Origin of the sequence: Burkholderia sp. LMU1-1-1.1 (assembly GCF_040675865.1) — a bacterium.
In the GTDB taxonomy this organism is placed as follows: domain Bacteria; phylum Pseudomonadota; class Gammaproteobacteria; order Burkholderiales; family Burkholderiaceae_D; genus Rugamonas.
This window is the reverse complement of the sequence record NZ_JBEGHG010000067.1, coordinates 39,396-59,018: the sequence shown is the minus strand read 5'-3', so window position 1 is coordinate 59,018 and position 19,623 is coordinate 39,396. Positions and strand designations below refer to the sequence as shown.

At 65.3% G+C, this 19,623-nt stretch carries 15 protein-coding genes; 11 read left to right on the top strand and 4 right to left on the bottom strand.

Annotated elements, in window-relative coordinates:
• Positions 1–3: 3 nt before the first annotated feature.
• Positions 4–1,101: a chorismate synthase gene (gene aroC, locus MRBLMU1_RS27955; RefSeq protein ID WP_363508860.1), complete on the bottom strand. Its 1,098-nt coding sequence runs from the start codon at positions 1,099–1,101 to the stop codon at positions 4–6.
• A 289-nt stretch (positions 1,102–1,390) separates the two neighbouring features.
• Here aroC and MRBLMU1_RS27950 point away from each other — a divergent pair, with 289 nt between their 5' ends.
• On the top strand, positions 1,391–3,658 hold the full coding sequence (locus MRBLMU1_RS27950) for a putative bifunctional diguanylate cyclase/phosphodiesterase (RefSeq protein ID WP_363508857.1): 2,268 nt from the start codon (positions 1,391–1,393) through the stop codon (positions 3,656–3,658).
• 68 nt (positions 3,659–3,726) lie between these two features.
• Here MRBLMU1_RS27950 and MRBLMU1_RS27945 read toward each other — a convergent pair whose 3' ends face one another.
• The 3 genes from MRBLMU1_RS27945 to MRBLMU1_RS27935 form a co-directional block, all read right to left on the bottom strand.
• Positions 3,727–4,185 (bottom strand): CBS domain-containing protein, encoded by a 459-nt coding sequence (locus MRBLMU1_RS27945; protein ID WP_209712659.1) that lies wholly within the window; start codon positions 4,183–4,185, stop codon positions 3,727–3,729.
• Positions 4,186–4,456: 271 nt separating this feature from the next.
• Complete coding sequence (locus tag MRBLMU1_RS27940) at positions 4,457–5,590, bottom strand: HAF repeat-containing protein (protein WP_363508854.1); 1,134 nt, start codon at positions 5,588–5,590, stop codon at positions 4,457–4,459.
• 62 nt (positions 5,591–5,652) lie between these two features.
• Complete coding sequence (locus MRBLMU1_RS27935) at positions 5,653–6,960, bottom strand: YihY family inner membrane protein (RefSeq protein ID WP_414646122.1); 1,308 nt, start codon at positions 6,958–6,960, stop codon at positions 5,653–5,655.
• Positions 6,961–7,094: 134 nt separating this feature from the next.
• On the opposite strand from MRBLMU1_RS27935, the gene wrbA reads away from it, so the two are divergent.
• The 10 genes from wrbA (at position 7,095) to MRBLMU1_RS27885 (ending at position 19,605) form a co-directional block, all read left to right on the top strand.
• Positions 7,095–7,703: an NAD(P)H:quinone oxidoreductase gene (gene wrbA / locus MRBLMU1_RS27930; RefSeq protein WP_363508848.1), complete on the top strand. Its 609-nt coding sequence runs from the start codon at positions 7,095–7,097 to the stop codon at positions 7,701–7,703.
• A gap of 27 nt (positions 7,704–7,730) precedes the next feature.
• Positions 7,731–8,138 (top strand): DUF2069 domain-containing protein, encoded by a 408-nt coding sequence (locus tag MRBLMU1_RS27925; RefSeq protein ID WP_363508845.1) that lies wholly within the window; start codon positions 7,731–7,733, stop codon positions 8,136–8,138.
• On the top strand, positions 8,135–9,541 hold the full coding sequence (locus MRBLMU1_RS27920) for an FAD-binding oxidoreductase (RefSeq protein ID WP_363508842.1): 1,407 nt from the start codon (positions 8,135–8,137) through the stop codon (positions 9,539–9,541). The genes MRBLMU1_RS27925 and MRBLMU1_RS27920 overlap by 4 nt, the downstream gene beginning before the upstream one ends.
• 11 nt (positions 9,542–9,552) lie before the next feature.
• Complete coding sequence (locus tag MRBLMU1_RS27915) at positions 9,553–10,008, top strand: DUF4124 domain-containing protein (protein ID WP_363508839.1); 456 nt, start codon at positions 9,553–9,555, stop codon at positions 10,006–10,008.
• A gap of 65 nt (positions 10,009–10,073) precedes the next feature.
• The gene (locus MRBLMU1_RS27910) at positions 10,074–12,626 is read left to right on the top strand and encodes an FtsX-like permease family protein (RefSeq protein ID WP_363509605.1); all 2,553 of its coding nucleotides are present in this window, start codon (positions 10,074–10,076) and stop codon (positions 12,624–12,626) included.
• Positions 12,627–12,658: 32 nt separating this feature from the next.
• Positions 12,659–13,717: a carotenoid 1,2-hydratase gene (locus tag MRBLMU1_RS27905; protein WP_363509603.1), complete on the top strand. Its 1,059-nt coding sequence runs from the start codon at positions 12,659–12,661 to the stop codon at positions 13,715–13,717.
• Positions 13,718–13,767: 50 nt separating this feature from the next.
• Positions 13,768–15,603, top strand: coding sequence for an ABC transporter transmembrane domain-containing protein (locus tag MRBLMU1_RS27900; RefSeq protein ID WP_363508836.1), 1,836 nt, complete (start codon positions 13,768–13,770; stop codon positions 15,601–15,603).
• A 122-nt stretch (positions 15,604–15,725) separates the two neighbouring features.
• Positions 15,726–16,811, top strand: coding sequence for a threonine aldolase family protein (locus MRBLMU1_RS27895; RefSeq protein WP_363508833.1), 1,086 nt, complete (start codon positions 15,726–15,728; stop codon positions 16,809–16,811).
• A gap of 61 nt (positions 16,812–16,872) precedes the next feature.
• The gene (locus tag MRBLMU1_RS27890) at positions 16,873–18,420 is read left to right on the top strand and encodes a DEAD/DEAH box helicase (RefSeq protein WP_363508830.1); all 1,548 of its coding nucleotides are present in this window, start codon (positions 16,873–16,875) and stop codon (positions 18,418–18,420) included.
• A gap of 15 nt (positions 18,421–18,435) precedes the next feature.
• Positions 18,436–19,605: a sulfatase-like hydrolase/transferase gene (locus MRBLMU1_RS27885; RefSeq protein ID WP_363508827.1), complete on the top strand. Its 1,170-nt coding sequence runs from the start codon at positions 18,436–18,438 to the stop codon at positions 19,603–19,605.
• Positions 19,606–19,623: the final 18 nt, after the last annotated feature.

The window sequence follows — 19,623 nt, the reverse complement described above, 5'->3', positions numbered from 1 at the left end:
CGTCTACAGCGTGATGTCGGGGGTGGACACCTTGACGTCGCCGCATTGGGCGCGGTGCATCAACGCGTGGTCGATCAGCACCAGGGCCAGCATGGCCTCAGCGATCGGCGTGGCGCGGATGCCGACGCAAGGATCGTGGCGGCCGAACGTTTCGACCACGACCGGGTTGCCGTCCTTGTCGATCGAGTCGCGCGGCGAGCGAATGGACGAGGTAGGCTTGATGGCGATCGACACCGTGATGTCCTGGCCCGTCGAAATGCCGCCCAGTACGCCGCCGGCGTTGTTGCCGATGAAGCCTTGCGGCGTCAGCGAGTCGCCGTGCTCGGTGCCCTTCTGGACCACCGACTTGAAGCCGGCGCCGATCTCCACGCCCTTGACGGCGTTAATGCCCATCATCGCGTAGGCGATGTCGGCGTCGAGCTTGTCGTAGATCGGCTGGCCCAGGCCCACCGGCACGTTGCGCGCGATGACGTCGATGCGCGCGCCGATCGAGTCGCCGGCCTTGCGCAACTCGTCCATCGCCGCCTCCATGCGGGCGATCAGGTCGGCGTCGCCACTGGCGGCGAAGAACGGATTGTCGTGCACGTGCGACCAGTCCTGGAACGGCACCGGGATGTCGCCCAGCTGGCTCATGCAACCGAGGAACTCGGTGCCGTATTGCTGTTTCAACCACTTCTTGGCGACGGCCGCCGCGCCCACCACCGGCGCGGTCAGGCGCGCCGACGAACGGCCGCCGCCGCGCGGATCGCGCACGCCGTATTTATGCCAGTAGGTGTAGTCCGCGTGGCCGGGACGGAAACTGTCGACGATATTGCCGTAATCCTTGCTGCGCTGGTCCTCGTTGCGGATCAGCAGCGCGATCGGGGTGCCGGTCGTCACGCCCTGGTAGACGCCGGACAGGATCTCCACCGTGTCGGGCTCCTTGCGCTGGGTGACGTGGCGCGACGTGCCCGGCTTGCGGCGGTCCAGTTCAGGCTGGATGTCCGCTTCCGACAACGGCAAACCCGGTGGGCAACCATCGATCACGCAGCCGATCGCCGGGCCGTGCGACTCCCCAAAAGTAGTAACAGAAAACAATTTGCCAAATGTATTGCCGGACATAGGAAGATAATCTTCGGAAAAAGGTGGAAAGTTCCTCATTCTACCAGCCGGCCGCCGCGAGCGGCCGAGCGGGATAATAATTTGCATATAAACAAGTATCGCTTGGTACAATGGCGGTTGAGATAAATATCAAAATATTATCCAGTTGTGACAAGTAACCGACAACTATGCCGCAAGTTGCATATAGGTATGCAACGTTACGTCCAAAGCTCGGGAAATCCGCGTTCTTTTTGACAATCCGCTATATACTTGATTACAAGAACACCGAGAAATCCTGGAGAAGCTACACATGCCCCCATCGATCACGCCACTTGAGCCGTCAGCGGCCAAGGATGATCAAGACGATCTGGTATTCTTAGAAGAGCATCCGGCCGCTCCCGACACCTCGGGCGCGCGCAACGTATGGCGCGTCATGATCATCGACGATGACGAGGACGTCCATTCGACCACCACCTTCGCGCTCGGCAACCTCGACATGCAGCACCGGCCGCTCGAATTCGTGCACGCGTATTCGGCCAGCCAGGCACGCGAGATGCTTGAGCACGAGCGCGAAATCGCCGTCATCCTGCTCGACGTCGTGATGGAACAGGACGACGCCGGCCTGCACCTGGTGCGTTACATCCGCGAGACGCTCAAGCTGGCCGACGTGCGCATCATCCTGCGCACCGGGCAGCCCGGCTACGCGCCCGAGATCGACGCCATCCGCGATTTCGACATCAACGATTACAAGACCAAGTCCGAGCTCACCCGCATCAAACTGTTCACCACGGTAACCTCGGCGATCCGCTCGTACGAGCAGATCCGCAAGATCAACGACAGCCGGCGCGGCCTCAACCAGATCGTCCAGGGCAGCACCGAACTGATGACCTTGCACGGCGTGAAGAACTTCGCGGCCGGCGTGCTGGCGCAGATCGGCGCGCTGCTGTGCCAGGAAAACAGCGGCGTGCTGTGCGTGAAGGAATGCCCCGACGACGACGTCCACGAGCTGGTGGTCATGGCCACGTCGGGCGCCTACGGCCACCTCGACAACAGCATCCTGACGGCCGACAAGGACGGGCGCGCCTACGAGGCCATGGAACTGGCGCTGCGGGAGCGCCGCAACGTCTACCGCCCCGATTCCATCACCCTGTATTTCGCCGGCAAGGCCAGCCGCGATTTCGTCGCCCACATCGACGTCTGCCGCCAGCCGGGCGAGATCAACGAACGGCTGCTGGACGTCTTTTGCAGCAACGTCGCGGTCGGCCTCGACAATGTGGAACTGGTCTCGCACCTGCACAACGCCGCCTTCTACGACCAGTTGTCGAAGCTGCCCAACCGCACCCGCCTGGTCGAGATCCTCGACGCCACCCTGGCCGGCCCGGCGCGCGAAGAATCCACCTTGTCGCTGGTCGACCTCGACCACTTCGCCGAGACCAACGACGCGCTGGGCCACCAGTTCGGCGACCTGCTACTGGTCGCCGTCGCCGGCCGGCTGCAGTTCGAGCTGGGCGGCCAGTTGACGGTGGCGCGCATCGGCGGCGACATCTTCTGCCTGGTGGGCGACTCGGCGCAAGTCAACCCGGGCAACATCCTGGCGCTGTTCCAGCGCCCGTTCAGCATCGACGGCCAAGACGTGCAACTGTCGGCGACGCTGGGCCTGGTGCGGCTGTCGGAGCACGAAGGCAGCGGCGCCGACGCCTTGAAGGACGCCGACATCGCCCTCAAGCGCGCCAAGTCGCAGCAGCGCGCCGGCCACTTCTACTTCTCGCGCAGCATGGGCGTCGAGATCCGCGAGCGGGTGCGCATGATGCACGCGCTGCGCACCGCCTTCGGCCAGAACCAGCTGTTCGTCGTCTACCAGCCGCAGATCGACCTGGCCACGCGGCGGCCGGTGGGCGCCGAGGCGCTGCTGCGCTGGCAAACGCCGGACGGCAAGTTCATCTCGCCGGACCGCTTCATCCCGATCGCCGAATATTCCGGCCTGATCATCGACCTGGGCGAATGGGTCATGCGCACCGCCTGCCGCGAGCTGGTCGACCTGCGCAAGGCCGGACATCACGACTTCATGATGTCGATCAACGTCTCGCAAGTGCAGTTCCGCCATCCGCACTTCCTGGAGATGCTGCGCAAGGCGCTGGAGGACACGCAGGCGCCGCCACAATACATCGAACTGGAGATCACCGAATCGATGGCGATGGAGGAGCCGGACATGCTGATCAAGATGCTCGGCCAGATCAAGCAAACGGGGGTCAGCATCGCCATCGACGATTTCGGCACCGGCTTCTCGTCGCTATCGTATTTGCAGCGGCTGCAGATCGACCGGTTGAAGATCGACCGCGCCTTCGTCACCGAGATCACCGGCTCCGCGCGCGGCAGCAGCATCGCCGAAATGGTGATACAGCTGGGGCGCAACCTGGGCCTGTCGGTCATCGCCGAAGGGGTCGAGGACGAGCGCCAGGCGCAGATCCTGCAGGCGCTGGGCTGTCCGCTGGCGCAAGGCTTCCTGTTCGCGCGGCCGATGACGGCCGCCGCCCTCGACGGCTGGCTCAGCAACGACGCCCTCGAAGGCGCCGCCTAAAAGCCTCCAAATGCAAAAAAACGCCATGGCGCGGGCCGATGGCGTTTTTTTATGCTTGTTGTTGCGCTTTAGTCCGGATGCTGGTCCGCCGTCTCGGCCGGCCAGTCGCGGATATACGCCTTGAGCATGCGGTTCTCGAAGCTTTGCGCCTCCAGCACCGCGCGCGCGACGTCGTAGAACGAGATCACGCCGAGGATGGTCTTGGCGTTCATCACCGGCAGATAGCGCGCGTGCTTTTCCAGCATGATGCGGCGCACTTCGTTGACCTCGGTGTCCGGGGTCACGGTGATCGGATGGTCGTCCATGTGCTTGCGCACCGTGCCGGCGCCGACCGTGCCGGCGTTGTCGTGCAGCGCGCGCAGCACTTCGCGGAACGTCAGCATGCCGACCAGGTCGCCGAACTCCATGACGACCAGCGAGCCGATGTCCTTTTCAGCCATCGTGTTGGCGGCATCCGCCAAAGGCTGGTCAGGAGAGATGGTATAAAGGATGCTGCCTTTTACCTGAAGAATTTCGGAGACTTTCATTTTGGCCGTCCTGTCCGCTGAGATATAGGCTGTGTGAATGGGGTTTGTAGTTGTTCTAGCCTTATAGCGAATGTAGCCTATGCCCGGCAAAAAATCCAGCGCTCCGGATAAGCAAATCACAACATTCTTGTCCTTTGGCCGCGTTAAAAAATAAATTGGACGTTTTGGCGGACGTAACCGGATGCGATGCAAGGCGCCGAGCGCGCAGCAGTGCGAGCACTGCAAGCGATTGGCAACGCGGCAGCGCGCCGGTTACGGCCAGCCAAAACGGTCAAGTTATTTTTTGACGTGGCCTCATGTTGCCTGGGGGTGATTCAGCGCGCAAAGCGATGCCCCGATAACGGCGCCGGTACAGCACGATGCCGAAGGCCGCGGTGATCACCACCGCGCCCACAGTGAGCAGATCCCGGCCGCCGTGCGTGGTCACCGCCGGCTGGCTCGAACGCATGGTCGCGGCCTCGAAGCGCTTGGCCGAGTACTTGGCGCCGATCACCAGTTCCTCGGCATTGATGCTGTTGACCAGATACAGGCCGTAGCCGCCCGGATGCACCGTCATCTTGCCGTCGCGGTAGACGAAGGCGCGGCGCTCGTCGCCGATCCGCACGCTGCCCACCACATGCCCGGCGGCGTTGACGGCGGTGGCGAAACTGCTGCCGTAGCCGATCAGCGCCCCAAGGTCGATCATCTTCGCGCCGTCGTGCATGAAGGCGTGCCACCGGCGGTCCGCCGTCTCCGACGCGCCGACGACGATGCCGTTGTCGCTGATCGCCGTGGCGCTGCTGGAGCGCCCGCCCAAGGTGCCCAGGTTGGTCATGCCGGCGCCGGGCCGGTACAGGAAGGCGCGCCGGTAGCCGTCGGCCAGCGCCGCCGTACCGACGATGTCGCCGTGGCTGTTGATGCCCGCCGCGTAGCTGATCTTGCCGCCCAGGGTGCCCAGGTCGGTCAGCGGGCCGTCGCCGTTGGTGGCGAAGGCGCGGAAATAGCCATCGCTGGTGTCGGCATAGCCGACCGCCTGGCCGCTTCGATTGATGCCCATGCCGTAGCTGCTGCCGCCGCCCAGGGTGCCCAGGTCGCGCATGGCCAGTCCATCGCGGCGGACGAAGGCGCGCCAGTGGCCGTCGCTGTCCTGGGCCGTGCCGACCACGTCGCCGGCGGCATTGATGCCGCGCGTGTAGGCGCTGTCGCCGCCCAGGGTGCCCAGTTCGATCAGGCGCTTGTCCCACAACACCGCGCGTTGACGGCCATCCTCCTCCTCGATGATGCCGGCCACCTGGCCGGCCGAGTTGATATCGACCGCGATGCTCGATTCGCCGGGGCGCTCGCCCAGGCCGGGCGGATGCAAGCGCTGCGCCGACGCCATCGCGGCGCATCCCAACAAAACCACCGCCGCCGACATTTTCAACATGACGCGCCTCCAGTTTTTTTGAATGTTATCTATATAGCATTCAAAAAACGAAAGCTCAAGAACTATCGGCAGTCCAGCGGCCCGAAATGCTCGGCCAGGGTTTTTCCCAGCCCGGTTTCCACGGCGTTCTCCACTTCGCGCGCCAGGCTGGCCGCCTCGCGCGCGGCCTGCAGATCGCGCTCGTCGTCGCCCACGGCCACCACGCCCGAATTGACCGCCATGCCGCCGAAAACGAACAGGCGATAGACTTCGGCCAGGGTCAGTTTCTCGACGTTGGCCAGCAGGACCCAATGGTCGGAGCCGTCGCTGACACGTTTGCCCCACTGGACCCGGGGCGGCGCCTCCACCTTGACCCGCCCCACCCAGCCCTCGGCCATCATTTTTTCCAGCAGATTGTCCATCTCGTCGAAACCGAGGCGGGTGCGCAGCCGGATCGCGCCGGCGCCCACCAGCGCCGTGTCGCCGCATTTACAGGCCACGTAGAGCACCTTGATGATGGCCATGGCGTCGACAAACTCTCCGCCCGGCTGGGCCTCGTGCCACCAGCGCTCGTACTTCACCACGGGCAGCGCGGCCACCAGCAGCGCGCCGATCAGGGTGATCACCCACGACACATAAACCCACAACAGGAACAACGGCAGCGCCGCCAGCGCGCCGTAGATCTTCGAATAAGTCGGGAACTGGGTGATGAAGACGGCGAAGCCGCGCTTGGCCAGTTCGAACGCCAAACCCGCCACCAGGCCGCCCCAGGCGGCGTCCTGCCAATCGACGTCGCGGTTGGGCACCGCCAGGTACAGCAAGGTGAAACCGGCCGTGGTCAGCGCCAGCGAGGCCACCGTGTAGATGATCGCGCCCAGCACCGGCACCCGCCCGAACAGGTCGACGGTGGCCATGAACACCTGCGACGATAACGTCAGCGAGACCCCGATCAACAGCGGCCCGAGCGTGATGATGGCCCAGTAGACCAGGATGCGGCGCGTCCAGCTGCGCTCCCCGCGCACGCGCCAGATGCGGTTGAACACGCGTTCGATCAGGTTCATCATCGCGATCGACGTCACGATCAGCGCCACCGCGCCCACCGCCGACAGCCGCGTGGCCTTGGAGGCGAACATCGTCAAATAATTGAGGATGGTCGACGAGATCGACTTCGGCATCACGCTCTGGACGAAATACGCCTCCAGCGACATGCGGAAGGTGTTAAACAGCGGGAAAGTGGTGAAGATCGCCAGCGCGATGGTCAGCAGCGGCACCAGCGCGAACACGGTGGTGAAAGTGAGGCTGCCGGCCACCTGCGGCAGGCTTTCCTCGCGCAAGCGACGATGGGCGAACAGCACCAGGTCGCGCACCTCCGGCCAGGACAGCGAGCGCATGGTCTCGATGCCGCCGCGGCAGGTACGGAATACATAAAGAAGAATCGGATGAATATATTTTGCGTACATGAGCGATAATCAGATTACAAGACTGGCAGTGTTGCCCCCAGTGAAAGCGCCCTATAATACCGCCGATGAACCAACCTAATCTGATTATTCTTGTATTGTTTTATTCCCGCCATGGCGCCACCCGCAAATTGGCGGAGCTGATCGCGCAGGGCGTCGAAAGCGTATCCGGCTGTGACGCGCGGCTGCGCACCGTTCCCGCCGTCTCGACGGTGGCCGAAGCCACCGAGGCCGACGTGCCGGCCGAGGGCGCGCCCTACGTCGAGTTGGACGACCTGCGGGAATGCGCCGGCCTGGCCGTGGGCTCGCCCACCCGCTTCGGCAACATGGCGGCGGCCATGAAGTATTTTTGGGACGGCACCGCCACCGAATGGTTGGCCGGGACGTTGGCGGGCAAGCCGGCGTGCGTGTTCACCTCCACCGGCAGCCTGCACGGCGGCCAGGAATCGACTTTGCTGTCGATGATGATACCCTTGTTCCACCACGGCTTGATGGTGATGGGCCTGCCCTACACCAATCCGGAATTGATGACCACCTCCAGCGGCGGCACGCCCTACGGCGCCAGCCACTGGTCTGGCCTCGATGGCAAGAAGACCATCACGGAGGACGAGAAACGCCTGGCGCTCGCACTGGGCCGGCGCCTGGCCGAAACGGCGCTGAAGCTGCGCGCCGCTTAATTTTAAGATGCAAACCGGGGATGCAAAATGCAAAACGCAATGCATAAGTACTTTCACTGGGGCGCCATCGGCAGCCTCGGTCTGCTGATCGTCTGGTGCGTGCTGTGGGAGATGGTGCTGGCGCCGCTCAAGCCGGGCGGCTCGTGGCTGGTGCTCAAGGCCGCGCCGCTGCTGCTGCCGCTGTACGGCGTCTGGAAGCGCGACATCTACACCCTGCAGTGGACCTCCATGATGATACTGCTGTACTTCACCGAGGGCGTGGTGCGCGGCTGGAGCGACAAGGATGAATTGTCCTCGCAGCTGGCCTGGGGCGAGGCGGCGATCGTCTGCGTTTACTTCGTCTGCGCCGTGATGTATCTGCGGCCGTATAAGAAGGCGGCCAAGAAGCTGTCCAAGGAATTGCTCGACAAGGTGAAGGGCACTACGGTCAAATGATGGAGTTTTTACTGGAGTGCCGCTCGCTGCTTGGCGACGCCTATGTGCTCGACACCGACGCCGACATGGCGCCCTTCCTCACCGACTGGCGCGGGCGCTTCACCGGCAAAGCCGCCGCCGTGCTGCGTCCCGGCTCGGTGGAACAGGTGGCGGCGCTGGTGAAGGCGTGCGCGCGCTGGCGCGTGCCGCTGGTGCCGCAGGGCGGCAATACCGGCCTGGTACTGGGTAGCATTCCCGATGCCAGCGGCACCGCCGTCGTGCTGTCGCTGGCGCGGCTCAACACCATCCGCCAGATCGACACCGTCAACCGCACCATGACCGTCGATGCCGGCTGCATCCTTCAACAAGCGCAGGAAGCCGCAGCCGCCGAGGGTTGCCTGTTCCCGCTGTCGCTGGCGGCCGAGGGCAGCTGCACCATCGGAGGGAATCTGTCCACCAACGCCGGTGGCACGGCAGTTCTCCGCTACGGCAATACGCGCGAACTGTGTCTCGGGCTGGAAGTGGTCACGCCGCAGGGCGAGATCTGGAGCGGCTTGCGCGGCCTGCGCAAGGACAATACCGGCTACGATCTGCGCGACCTGTTCATCGGCGCCGAGGGCACGCTGGGCGTTATCACCGGCGCGGTGCTCAAGCTATACCCACAACCGAAGGCCAGCATCACCGCGCTGGCGGCCCTGCCCTCGCCCGCGCACGCGCTGCGCTTGCTGGTTCTGATGCAGGACCACTGCGGCTCCAGCCTGACCGGCTTTGAACTGATGTCGCGTTACTGCCTGGAGCTGGTGGCGCGCGAGTTCCCGCAACTGCCCAAGCCTTTCGCTGACGCCCACCCGGAGTACGTGCTGCTGGAACTGTCGAGCAGCGAATCGGAGCAGCATGCGGTCGATCTGCTGGAGCGCGCGATCGGCGCGGCGCTCGAACGCGACGTGGTCACCGACGCGGTGGTGGCGACATCGACCACGCAGTCCGCCGGTTTGTGGCAGCTGCGCGAGCACATTCCGCTGGCGCAGGCGAAGGCCGGCAAGAACATCAAGCACGATATTTCGCTGCCGGTGTCCCGCATCGCCGACTTCATCGACGTCACCGCGCCGCAATTGCAGGCGGCCTTCCCCGGCTGCCAACTGGTGTGCTTCGGCCACCTGGGCGATGGCAATCTGCATTTCAACGTCGCGCCGCCGGAGGGGATTTCCAACGAAGATTTCCTGGCCAACCAGGACAGGGTCAACCGCGTGGTGCACGACAGCGTGGTCGGTTTCGGCGGCTCCATTTCCGCCGAGCACGGCATTGGCGCGCTGAAACGCGACGAATTGGCGCATTACAAATCGGCGGTGGAGCTCAACATGATGCGGGCCATCAAAGCGGCGCTGGACCCGCTGGGTATCATGAATCCCGGGAAAATTCTGTGAACGGGACAGCCATGAACCACCATCTTCGCGCGCCTTGCGCCGCCGTGCTGTGCGCGGCCACGCTGGCCGCCAATACCAGCGCCGCACAAAGCGTTTACAAATGCACCGTGGACGGCAAGATCAGTTACAGCGACATGCCCTGCCCGGCCGGCGCCGCCGCGTCGTCGACGCTGGCCGTGCCGAAGGCGCCCGTCGGCGTTGATCGCGCGGTGGCCGACCTGCAACGGATGCAAAAGGAATCGGCGGCGCTGCAAAAATCCCGCCAGAAGATAGAAGAACGCGAGGCCCGCGAATCCGAACGCGCCGCGCGTGCCGCAGCGGCCCAGCGCAAGCGCTGCGCCAAACTCGCGCTGACCAAACAGTGGGCCGACGAGGACGCGCGCCGCGCCACCCACGCCAATGCCGACAAAGCCAGGCTGCGCGCCAAGCGCGCCGGTGAATCGTTTTCGCTGGAGTGCGCCCGCTGATGTCGGATCCGGTCAGCGCGGCAGTCTGCTGGGACGGCATCGCATCCGAACGCGAGGCGGCGTCGATGCGCCGTCTGTCCCGCTGGTTGTTGCTGGGCGAATGGCGCGCGCATCCGATGCGCGCGCTGGTGGCCATCGCGGCCATCGCCGTCGGCATCTCGCTCGGCTTCGCGATCCACCTGATCAACGCCGCCGCGTTCAACGAATTCTCGTCGGCGATCAAGGGGCTGTCCGGCGTGGCCGATGTGCAGGTGCGTGGCACCGAACCGGCCTTCGACGAGGCGATCTATCCGATACTGGCCCGGCGCGACGGCGTGACGGTGGCTTCGCCGGTGCTCGAATTCGACGCCTCGGTCCCCGGCCAGCGCACCGCGCTGAAAATCATCGGCATCGACGTCTTCCGCGCCGGCTTCGTCGCGCCGGACCTGATCGGCGTGCCGGCCAACGGCGACCCGAGCGACACGCTCGCCGACGATACGATTTTCCTCTCGCCCGCCGCGCAGCAGTGGCTCAACCCCGCCGCGAATCAGGTAACCCTGCAAGTCGGCGTCGACAAACTGCGCCTGCGCGTGGCCGGATCGCTGCAAAACGCGCGCGCCGGCCAGCGCATCGGCGTGATGGACCTGGGCGCGGCGCAATGGCGCTTCGACAAACTGGGCCAGCTGTCGCGCGTCGACCTGAAACTGCGCGACGGCGTCAATCGCGACGCCTTCAAGGCGCAGCTTGAACAGGATCTGCAACGCGAGTATCCCGGCCGCTTCCGCGTCAACCAGCCCAACGACCAGAAACAGAACAGCCGCAACGAGGGCATGAGCCGCGCCTATCGCGTCAACCTGACGGTGCTGGCGCTGGTGGCGTTGTTTACCGGCGCCTTCCTGGTGTTCTCCACGCAGGCGCTGTCGGTGATACGCCGCCGCAGCCAGTTCGCGTTGCTGCGCGTACTGGGCATGGACCGCCGCCACCTGCTGCGCCAGATCCTGCTGGAGGGCCTGAGCCTCGGCGTCGCGGGATCGGCCATCGGCATCGCCGCCGGCTACGGCCTGGCCGCCGCCGCGCTGCACTTCATGGGCGCCGATCTGGGCGCGGGCTTCTTCTCCGGCGTACAGCCGACGGTGCACTTCACGCCGCTGGCCGCCGCCGTCTACTTCGCCCTCGGCGTTGGCGTGTCGTTGCTGGGCTGCGCCGCGCCGGCGTTCGATGCCGCCCGCGCCAAACCGGCGGTGGCGCTCAAATCCGGTACCGAGGAAGCGGCCATGTCGCGCCTGGCGATGGCATGGCCGGCCCTGGCCTGCATCGCGCTGGCCGCGCTGCTGTCGCAAGCGCCGCCGGTGTTCGAATTGCCGATCTTCGGCTATCTGTCGATCGCGCTGCTGCTGATCGGCGTGATCGCCCTGATGCCGCGCCTCGCCGCCATCGTGTTCCGCCTCGCCCACAGGCGCTGGAGCGCCGCTACCGTCAACCGGCCCGGGGCCTCGCCCATATTGACGCTGACGCTGGCGCGCCTGGCCAACGCCTCCAGCCAGGCCGGCATCGCGCTGGGCGGCGTGCTGTCGAGCTTTAGCCTGATGGTCGCGATGGCCATCATGGTGGCCAGCTTCCGCGTATCGCTGGACGACTGGCTGCGCCAGGTGCTGCCGGCCGACGTCTACGTCAGCACCGTCGGCGGCGGCACCACGGCGGGCCTGCGTCCACAGGAACAGGCGGCCATCGCCGCGCTGCCCGGCGTGCAAAAGGCAAATTTCCTGCGCGTGCGCGGGATATCGCTGGCGCCGGGCCGCCCGCCCGTCGCTCTGCTGGCGAGCAACGTCAACGCGCAAGATCCCGCCAAATCGCTGGCCATCGTCGGCGAGACCAAGCCCCCGGCGCCGGGCGGACCGCCGCCGGTCTGGGTCTCGGAGGCGATGGTCGATTTATACGACATGACATTGGGGCGCCACGTCCAAATTCCGCTCAACGGCAAGCTGCATACCTTCGAGGTGGCCGGCGTCTGGCGCGACTACGCGCGCCCGACCGGCTCGATCCAGATGAGGATGAGCGACTACCGCGCCATCACCGGCGACCAGCAGGCCAGCAACGCCGCGCTGTGGCTCAACCCCGGCGCCAAGGCCGAAGACACCGTGCAGGCGTTGAAACGGCTGCCGTTCGCCGCCGCGCTGGAAACCAGCGCGCCGTCGGAGATCCGGGACATGAGCATGAAGGTGTTTGATCGCAGCTTCGCCATCACCTATCTGCTGGAGGCGATCGCCATCGTCATCGGTCTGTTCGGCGTCGCCGCCACTTTCTCGGCGCAGACCTTCGCGCGGTCCAAGGAGTTCGGCATGCTGCGCCATGTCGGCGTCACGCGCGGCCAGATCCTGTCGATACTGGCCATCGAGGGCGGCGCGCTGACGGGCCTTGGCATCGCCACCGGCTTCGCGCTTGGCTGGATCATCAGCCTGATCCTGGTTTTCGTCGTCAATCCGCAGTCGTTCCACTGGACCATGCAGCTGCATTTGCCTTGGGGTTTGCTGGCGTCAGTCGCCGGGCTGTTACTGGCCGCGTCCGCGCTGACGGCCTTGCTGGCGGGCCGGCAGTCGCTGTCCGGCGGGCCGATACGCGCGGTCAGGGAGGATTGGTGATTTACTTGATACGTTCATGCGTGGTGTTCCTGATGCTGTTGTGCGGCCTGTCCTCGCGGGCGGCGGCGCCCGAATTCGCGCCGGTCGCGCCGCTGCCGGCCGGCGCCTCGCTGCGCTTCCCCGCCGACTACGGCGCCCATCCGGACTATAAAATCGAATGGTGGTACGTCACCGGCTGGCTCAATACCACCGATGGCAAGCCGCTGGGCTTCCAGGTCACCTTCTTCCGCAGCGGGACCGAACATGACCGGGCCAATCCCAGCAAATTCGCGCCCAAGCAGCTGATCATCGGCCACGCCGCCGTCTCCGACCCGGCCAACGGCAAGCTGCTGCACGACCAGCGCAGCGCGCGCCAAGGTTTCGATATCGCCTACGCCAAGGTCGGCGACGCCGATGTGAAGCTGGACGACTGGCGCATGACGCGCAACGCCGACGGCAGCTACGCCATCCGCGTGGACGCGGCCAACTTCGCGCTGAACCTGAAACTGGCGCCGTCGCAGCCGGTGCTGCTCCAGGGCGAGCGTGGCTACTCGCGCAAAGGGCCGCGCCCCGAGCAAGCCAGCTACTACTACAGCGAACCGCAACTGACCACCACCGGCACCGTCACGCGCGGCGGCAAGGCGGCCGCCGTCACCGGCGCCAGCTGGCTCGATCACGAGTGGTCCAGCCAGATCCTGGGCGGCGATTCGGCCGCCGTCGGCTGGGATTGGATAGGCGCCAACCTCGATGACGGCGGCGCGCTGATGGCTTTCCAACTCCGCGACAAGACAGGTGCTAAACTATGGTCGCACGCGACATGGCGCGACGCATCCGGTAAGATCACGCAGTTCTCGCCGGAGCAGGTCGATTTTGCCGCGCAGAGGCGCTGGCGCTCGCCCCGCACCAACGCCGAGTATCCGGTCGAAAGCCGGCTCACCACCGGCAATGTCGAGTGGCGCATCGTCCCGTTACAGGACGATCAGGAGCTCGACTCGCGCCGGTCGACCGGCGCGGTGTACTGGGAAGGCGCGGCGACGCTAAGCCGGGACGGCAAGCCGGCCGGTCGCGCCTATCTGGAACTGACCGGATATGCCAGCCCGATGAAACTGTAGAAGAATATTAGAACAACCCAAAGCATATTTACCGAAACCGCAGCCACACGATGACCAACAGCACCACCGCCAGCACCCCGTCCGCAGTCGCGCCCAACGTCAACAGGGAACAAAAGAAAGGCAGCCTGTCCACCCTGCGCGGCTTGCTGCCGTTCCTGGCGCCGTACAAACGTCAATTCGTCATGGCCGGTATCGCGCTGGTGGTCGCCGCCTGCGCCACCCTGGCCATTCCGGCCGCCTTCAAGCAGATGATCGACCTCGGTTTCGGCGGCACCGGCGACAAGAGCATCAAGCACGTCGACCTGGTCTTCCTGGCGCTGTTCGGCGTCGCCACCGTACTGGCGCTGGCCACCGCCGCGCGCTTCTACACTGTCTCCTGGCTGGGCGAACGGGTCACCGCCGACATCCGCAGCGCCGTCTACAAGCATGTCGTCACCCAGAGCCCCGAGTTTTTCGAGACCACGCAAACCGGCGAGGTCCTCTCCCGCATCACCACCGACACCACGCTGATACAGGCGGTCGTCGGCACCAGCATCTCGATGGCGCTGCGTAACGTGCTGCTGTTCGTCGGTGGCTTGGTGATGCTGTTCGTGACCAGCGTCAAACTGTCGGCCATCATCATCGGCCTGCTGGTGCTGACGGTGCTGCCGATCGTGATGTTCGGCCGCCGCGTGCGCGAACTGTCGCGCGACTCGCAGGACCGCGTGGCCGACGCCTCGGCCATGGCCGGCGAAATCCTCAACGCCATGCCCACCGTGCAAGCCTTCACGCACGAGAAGATCGAATCGAACCGCTTCGGCGCCTCGGTCGAAGGCGCGTTCAAGACCGCCATGCGGCGCATCCGCGCGCGCGCTCTGCTCACCATGATCGCCATCGTGCTGGTGTTCGGCACCATCGTCTTCGTGCTGTGGCTGGGCGCCCATGCGGTGCTGTCGGGCGACATGACCGGCGGCGACCTGGGTCAGTTCATCCTGTACGCCTCGATCGTGGCCGGCGCCATCGGCGCCCTGTCCGAGGTGATGGGCGAAGCGCAGCGCGCCGCCGGCGCCACCGAGCGCCTGCTGGAACTGATGGCCGTCAAATCGAACATCCAGTCGCCGGCCAAGCCGCTGGCGCTGCCGCCGCGCGCCGCCAACGGCGCCGCCCTGAGCCTGCACGACGTCACGTTCTCGTATCCATCGCGGCCGGAGACGGCGGCGCTGGGCCACCTATCGCTGGACATCCGGCCGGGCGAGACGGTGGCAGTGGTCGGCCCTTCGGGCGCCGGCAAGACCACGCTGTTCCAGCTGTTCCTGCGCTTCTACGACCCGCAAAGCGGCAGCATCAAGCTCGATGGCGTCGACATCACGCAACTCGACCTGCACACGCTGCGCGACGCCATCGGCATCGTGCCGCAGGATACGGTGATCTTCTCGGCGGACGCCATGGAAAACATCCGCTACGGCCGCGCCGGCGCCAGCGACGAGGAAGTGATCCAGGCCGCCAAGCTGGCCGCCGCGCACGAATTCATCGAACGCCTGCCGCAGGGGTACAAATCGTTCCTCGGCGAGCGCGGTGTGCGGCTGTCTGGCGGACAGCGCCAGCGCATCGCCATCGCCCGCGCTTTGCTCAAAAACCCGCCGCTGCTGCTGCTCGACGAAGCCACCAGCGCACTGGACGCCGAATCGGAGCGTCTGGTGCAAAAGGCGCTGGAAGCGGCGATGGTCGGCCGCACCACGGTGATCATCGCCCACCGCCTGGCGACGGTGCAGCGCGCGGACCGCATCATCGTCATGGAAGACGGCAAAATCGTCGAAACGGGGACCCACACGTCGCTGGTGGCGTTGGGCGGGATCTACGCCAATTTGGCCGCGCTGCAGTTCCACAACGTCCACACCGCGCATTGAGCCGGACATCTAAACAGCGTAATCGGCCATGCGCGCGTCACGTCGGCGCACACATGTCTCCCAGGTATATTTGACGGCGCTTGTCGCCGATCGGGTTATCATTCACCTTTCAGGAGAATGAATTGACCGACGCCGAACTGCGCCTCCGCTGCCAAACCCACCTTCCGGGCCACCGCCAGCCCTCGCCCGCGCAGCTGTTCGCGGCGATGGCGGCGTGGTGCGAAGCCAACAGGGTGGAACACGACACCTACGGCACCGGCACCCTGATCCAGGACTTCGAGCAAAAAGTCGCAAAACTGCTGGGTTTCGAGGCGGGGCTGTTCTGCATCACCGGAACCATGACGCAAGCGACCGCGCTGCGCATCGCCTGCGAGGAACGCGGCAGCAAGCTGGTGGCGCTGCACCCGACCTCGCATATCCTCCGTCACGAGCGCGGCAACCATCAACTGTTCGACCATTTCCACGCCTTGCAGATCGGTGACCAGAACCGTCCATGGACGCTCGAAGAACTCCAGGGCATACCGGACAAACTGGGCGCGGCCACGCTGGAACTGCCGATGCGCGAGATCGGCGGCCAATGCCCGGAATGGGAAGATCTCACCGCCATCAAGACCTACTGCCGCGAGGAGGCCATTCATTTGCACCTGGACGGTGCCCGCCTGTGGGAAACCGCCGCCGCTTATGGACGGCCGGCCAGCGAGATCGCCGCCGGTTTCGACACGGTCTACGTGTCGCTGTATAAAGGCATAGGCGGCATGGGCGGCGCCATGCTGCTTGGGTCCTCCCGGTTTGTCGCCAAAGCGCAGGAGTGGTACCGCCGCCAGGGCGGCAATGTCTACCAGCGCACGCCGTACGTGGTGGCCGCCGCGATGCAGTTCGATGCGCGGCTGGCGGCGATGCCGGATTACTTTCGCCGCACGCTGTGGCTCTACGAGACGCTGCGCGACTATCCGCTGCTGACGCCCAATCCGGCGCGCCCGCAAGCCAGCATGCTGCACCTGCATCTGCCGGTGAGCCGCGACCGCGCGCTGAACATCCGCAACCTGATCGCCGAGCGGCACAGCATATGGCTGTTCAACGGCGCCAGCCATGGGGCGCTGCAGGACCGCAGCTCGGTGGAGCTGTACATCGGCGACAATCTGCTCAACATGCCGGACGACCGCGTGCGCGAGGTCCTATCGCTGTGGTCCGCCGCACTGGCCAACTAATTTCGCACAAGCTGGGACAACCGGCTACACTGCGCCCTCTTTTCGTTTTACTGCACATACAATGACCTTCCAAGCACTCGGCCTGATCGATCCAATCCAGCGCACGCTGGACACCCTGGGCTACAAACAGCCGACGCCCGTCCAAAAGCAAGCCATTCCCGTCGTCCTGGCGGGCCGCGACCTGATGGCCGCAGCCCAAACCGGCACCGGCAAGACGGCCGGCTTCGCGCTGCCCATCCTTCAGCGCCTGACCATGGACGGCGTGACCGCGCCGAAAGCGGTGCGCTGCCTGGTGCTGGTGCCGACGCGCGAACTGGCCGAGCAGGTCTACGAAAGCTTCCGCACCTACGGCGGCAATCTGCCATTGCGCTCCGCCGTGGCCTACGGCGGCGTGCCGATCGAGCCGCAGATCACCAAGCTGCGCAAAGGCCTGGACGTGCTGGTGGCGACGCCGGGGCGTCTGAAGGACCTGCACGACCAAGGCGCGATCAGCTTCACGATGCTGCAAACGCTGGTGCTGGACGAGGCGGACCGCATGCTGGACCTGGGTTTCGAGCGCGATCTGGACATCCTGCTGGCGGCCTTGCCCAAGAAGCGACAGACCTTGCTGTTCTCGGCCACCTTCTCCGACGAGATCCGCAAGCTGGCCAAAGGCATGTTGAAGGACCCGGTATCTATCCAGGTCAGCGCCAGTAACACCGCCACCAAAACCGTCAAGCAATGGCTGATCCCCACCGACAAGCGGCGCAAGCCCGAACTGCTACTGCATCTGCTGAAGAAACTGCAGTGGGGCCAGGTGCTGGTGTTCGTCAAAACGCGCAAAGGCGTCGAGACGCTGGTCAAGACGCTGCAGGAACACGGCATCTCGGCCGATTCCATCCACGGCGACAAGACCCAGCCGGCGCGCCTGAAGGCGCTGGCCCGATTCAAAAAGGCGGAAGTGCAGCTGCTGGTGGCGACCGATGTCGCCGCGCGCGGGTTGGATATCGAAGCGCTGCCGCAGGTGGTCAACTTCGACCTGCCGACCGTGGCGGAGGACTACATCCACCGCATCGGCCGCACCGGCCGCGCGGGCATGGAGGGCGAAGCGGTATCGCTGGTTTGCGCCGACGAAGTCGAAATCCTGAAGGCGATCGAAACCTTGACCGGACAAGTGATACGCCGCGAAGAGGAACCGGGCTTCGAAGCCGATCACCGCGTGCCGGAAACCGGCCCGAAAGGCGTGGCGGCGGCACTGGCGAAGAAAGCGGCGGCCGAAGCACCGGCCAAGAAAAAGCGTCCGTTCACCGGCCCGGCCGGCGGTTCGGCGGCGGGCAAGGCACCCGGCGGAACAGCTGCCGGCAAAGCGGTCGCGCGGCCGGCTGGCGGCGACGCGTCGCTCGGCACCTGGACACCACCCGTGCCGACCGCCGGCAAGGGTGCTGGCGGTGTTCGCTCCGCCGGAGGCAAGGCTGGCACGGGCCGCATCTATGGAGGCGGCGGCAAACCGGCGGCGCCGAAAGGCGCTGTGGTCGTCACCGGCGGCCGGGGCGCCAAATCGCTCGCCCGCGCCGCCGGCAAAGCGACCGCGCAGCCGGGCGGCCGCAAACCGAAGTCTGGCAGCCGCTAAGAGGACCGGACAGGCATGGGCAACAAAATCACCCGGCGCCAGGCGATCACGCGAACATCGATCGCGCTCGGCGGCGTGTTATTGAATAGTCTGGGCCATGCACTGGCCGCACCGGTCGGCGCAAAACAAACAACTCGCCCCAACATCCTGCTGCTGATCGCCGGTGGCTGGAGTTGGCAGGGTTCTGAAGCGGTGGACCGGCTTGGCCTGCGCATGCCGACATTCACCCGCCTTCGGCGCGAAGGCGTCAGTTTCGAAAACGCCTTTGTCGCATCGCCGGGCGCCAAGCTCCCTTATACAGACCTGCTGGAAAAGAACGGATACGTCGTCGCCAACGATGATTTCGACGCGCTCCTCGCCAAGCGGCCCGCCGGCAAGCCTCTTTTGTTCTGCCTTGAATCGAAAAATTCACACCGCCAGTCCAAAGCACCCGTCGATACCGCGAGCATCATCGTGCCGCCCTACCTGCCAGACACGCCGGCGGTGCGTGGCGATATCGCCGCCTACCGTTCGGAGATCGAGCGTTTCGACCACGAAGCGAGCTTGCTGATCGACCGGCTTGAACGCGCGGGTCGGCTGTCCGATACGCTGGTTGTCATGACCGGCAAAGGTGGCTGGCCCTTCCCGCGCAGCGAAGGAACGCTTTACGACGCCGGCACCCACGTGCCACTGGTCGTCATGTACCCCGGCGGAGTCGCAGGCGGGAACGTATCGAAAGCTCTGGTCAGCAGCGACGATCTGGCAGCAACCCTCCTTGATATCGCCGGCGCGACCAAGCGCGCGACAAGCAACGGGCGGACCGTTGTGCTGACCGGCAGTGAAAGCTATCCTGCCCGCGCGGTCAGAACAACTGAGTACCTCTACATTCGTAACGTCTTCCCGGACCGCTGGCCGGCCGGCGCGCCCGCTCGACAAGCCATCACGCCGGCACAGCTGGGCATCGACATCAACGCCGCCTTCGCCTGCATCGCCCCGAGCCCCACCAAGACGGCAATGATTGTCGGCCGGGGCGATCCGGCCATGGACCGGCTGCTGGACTTGGCGACCGCCAAGCGTCCGGCGACGGAGCTATACGACGTCCGCGCCGACCCGTACCAGCTCAATAACCTGGCGTCCGATCCGGCGATGAAAACCATCGTAGCGCGCCTGGACCAGCAGCTAACGAGTCACCACGGAGACACGTAGGGCGGATTAGCGCATCGT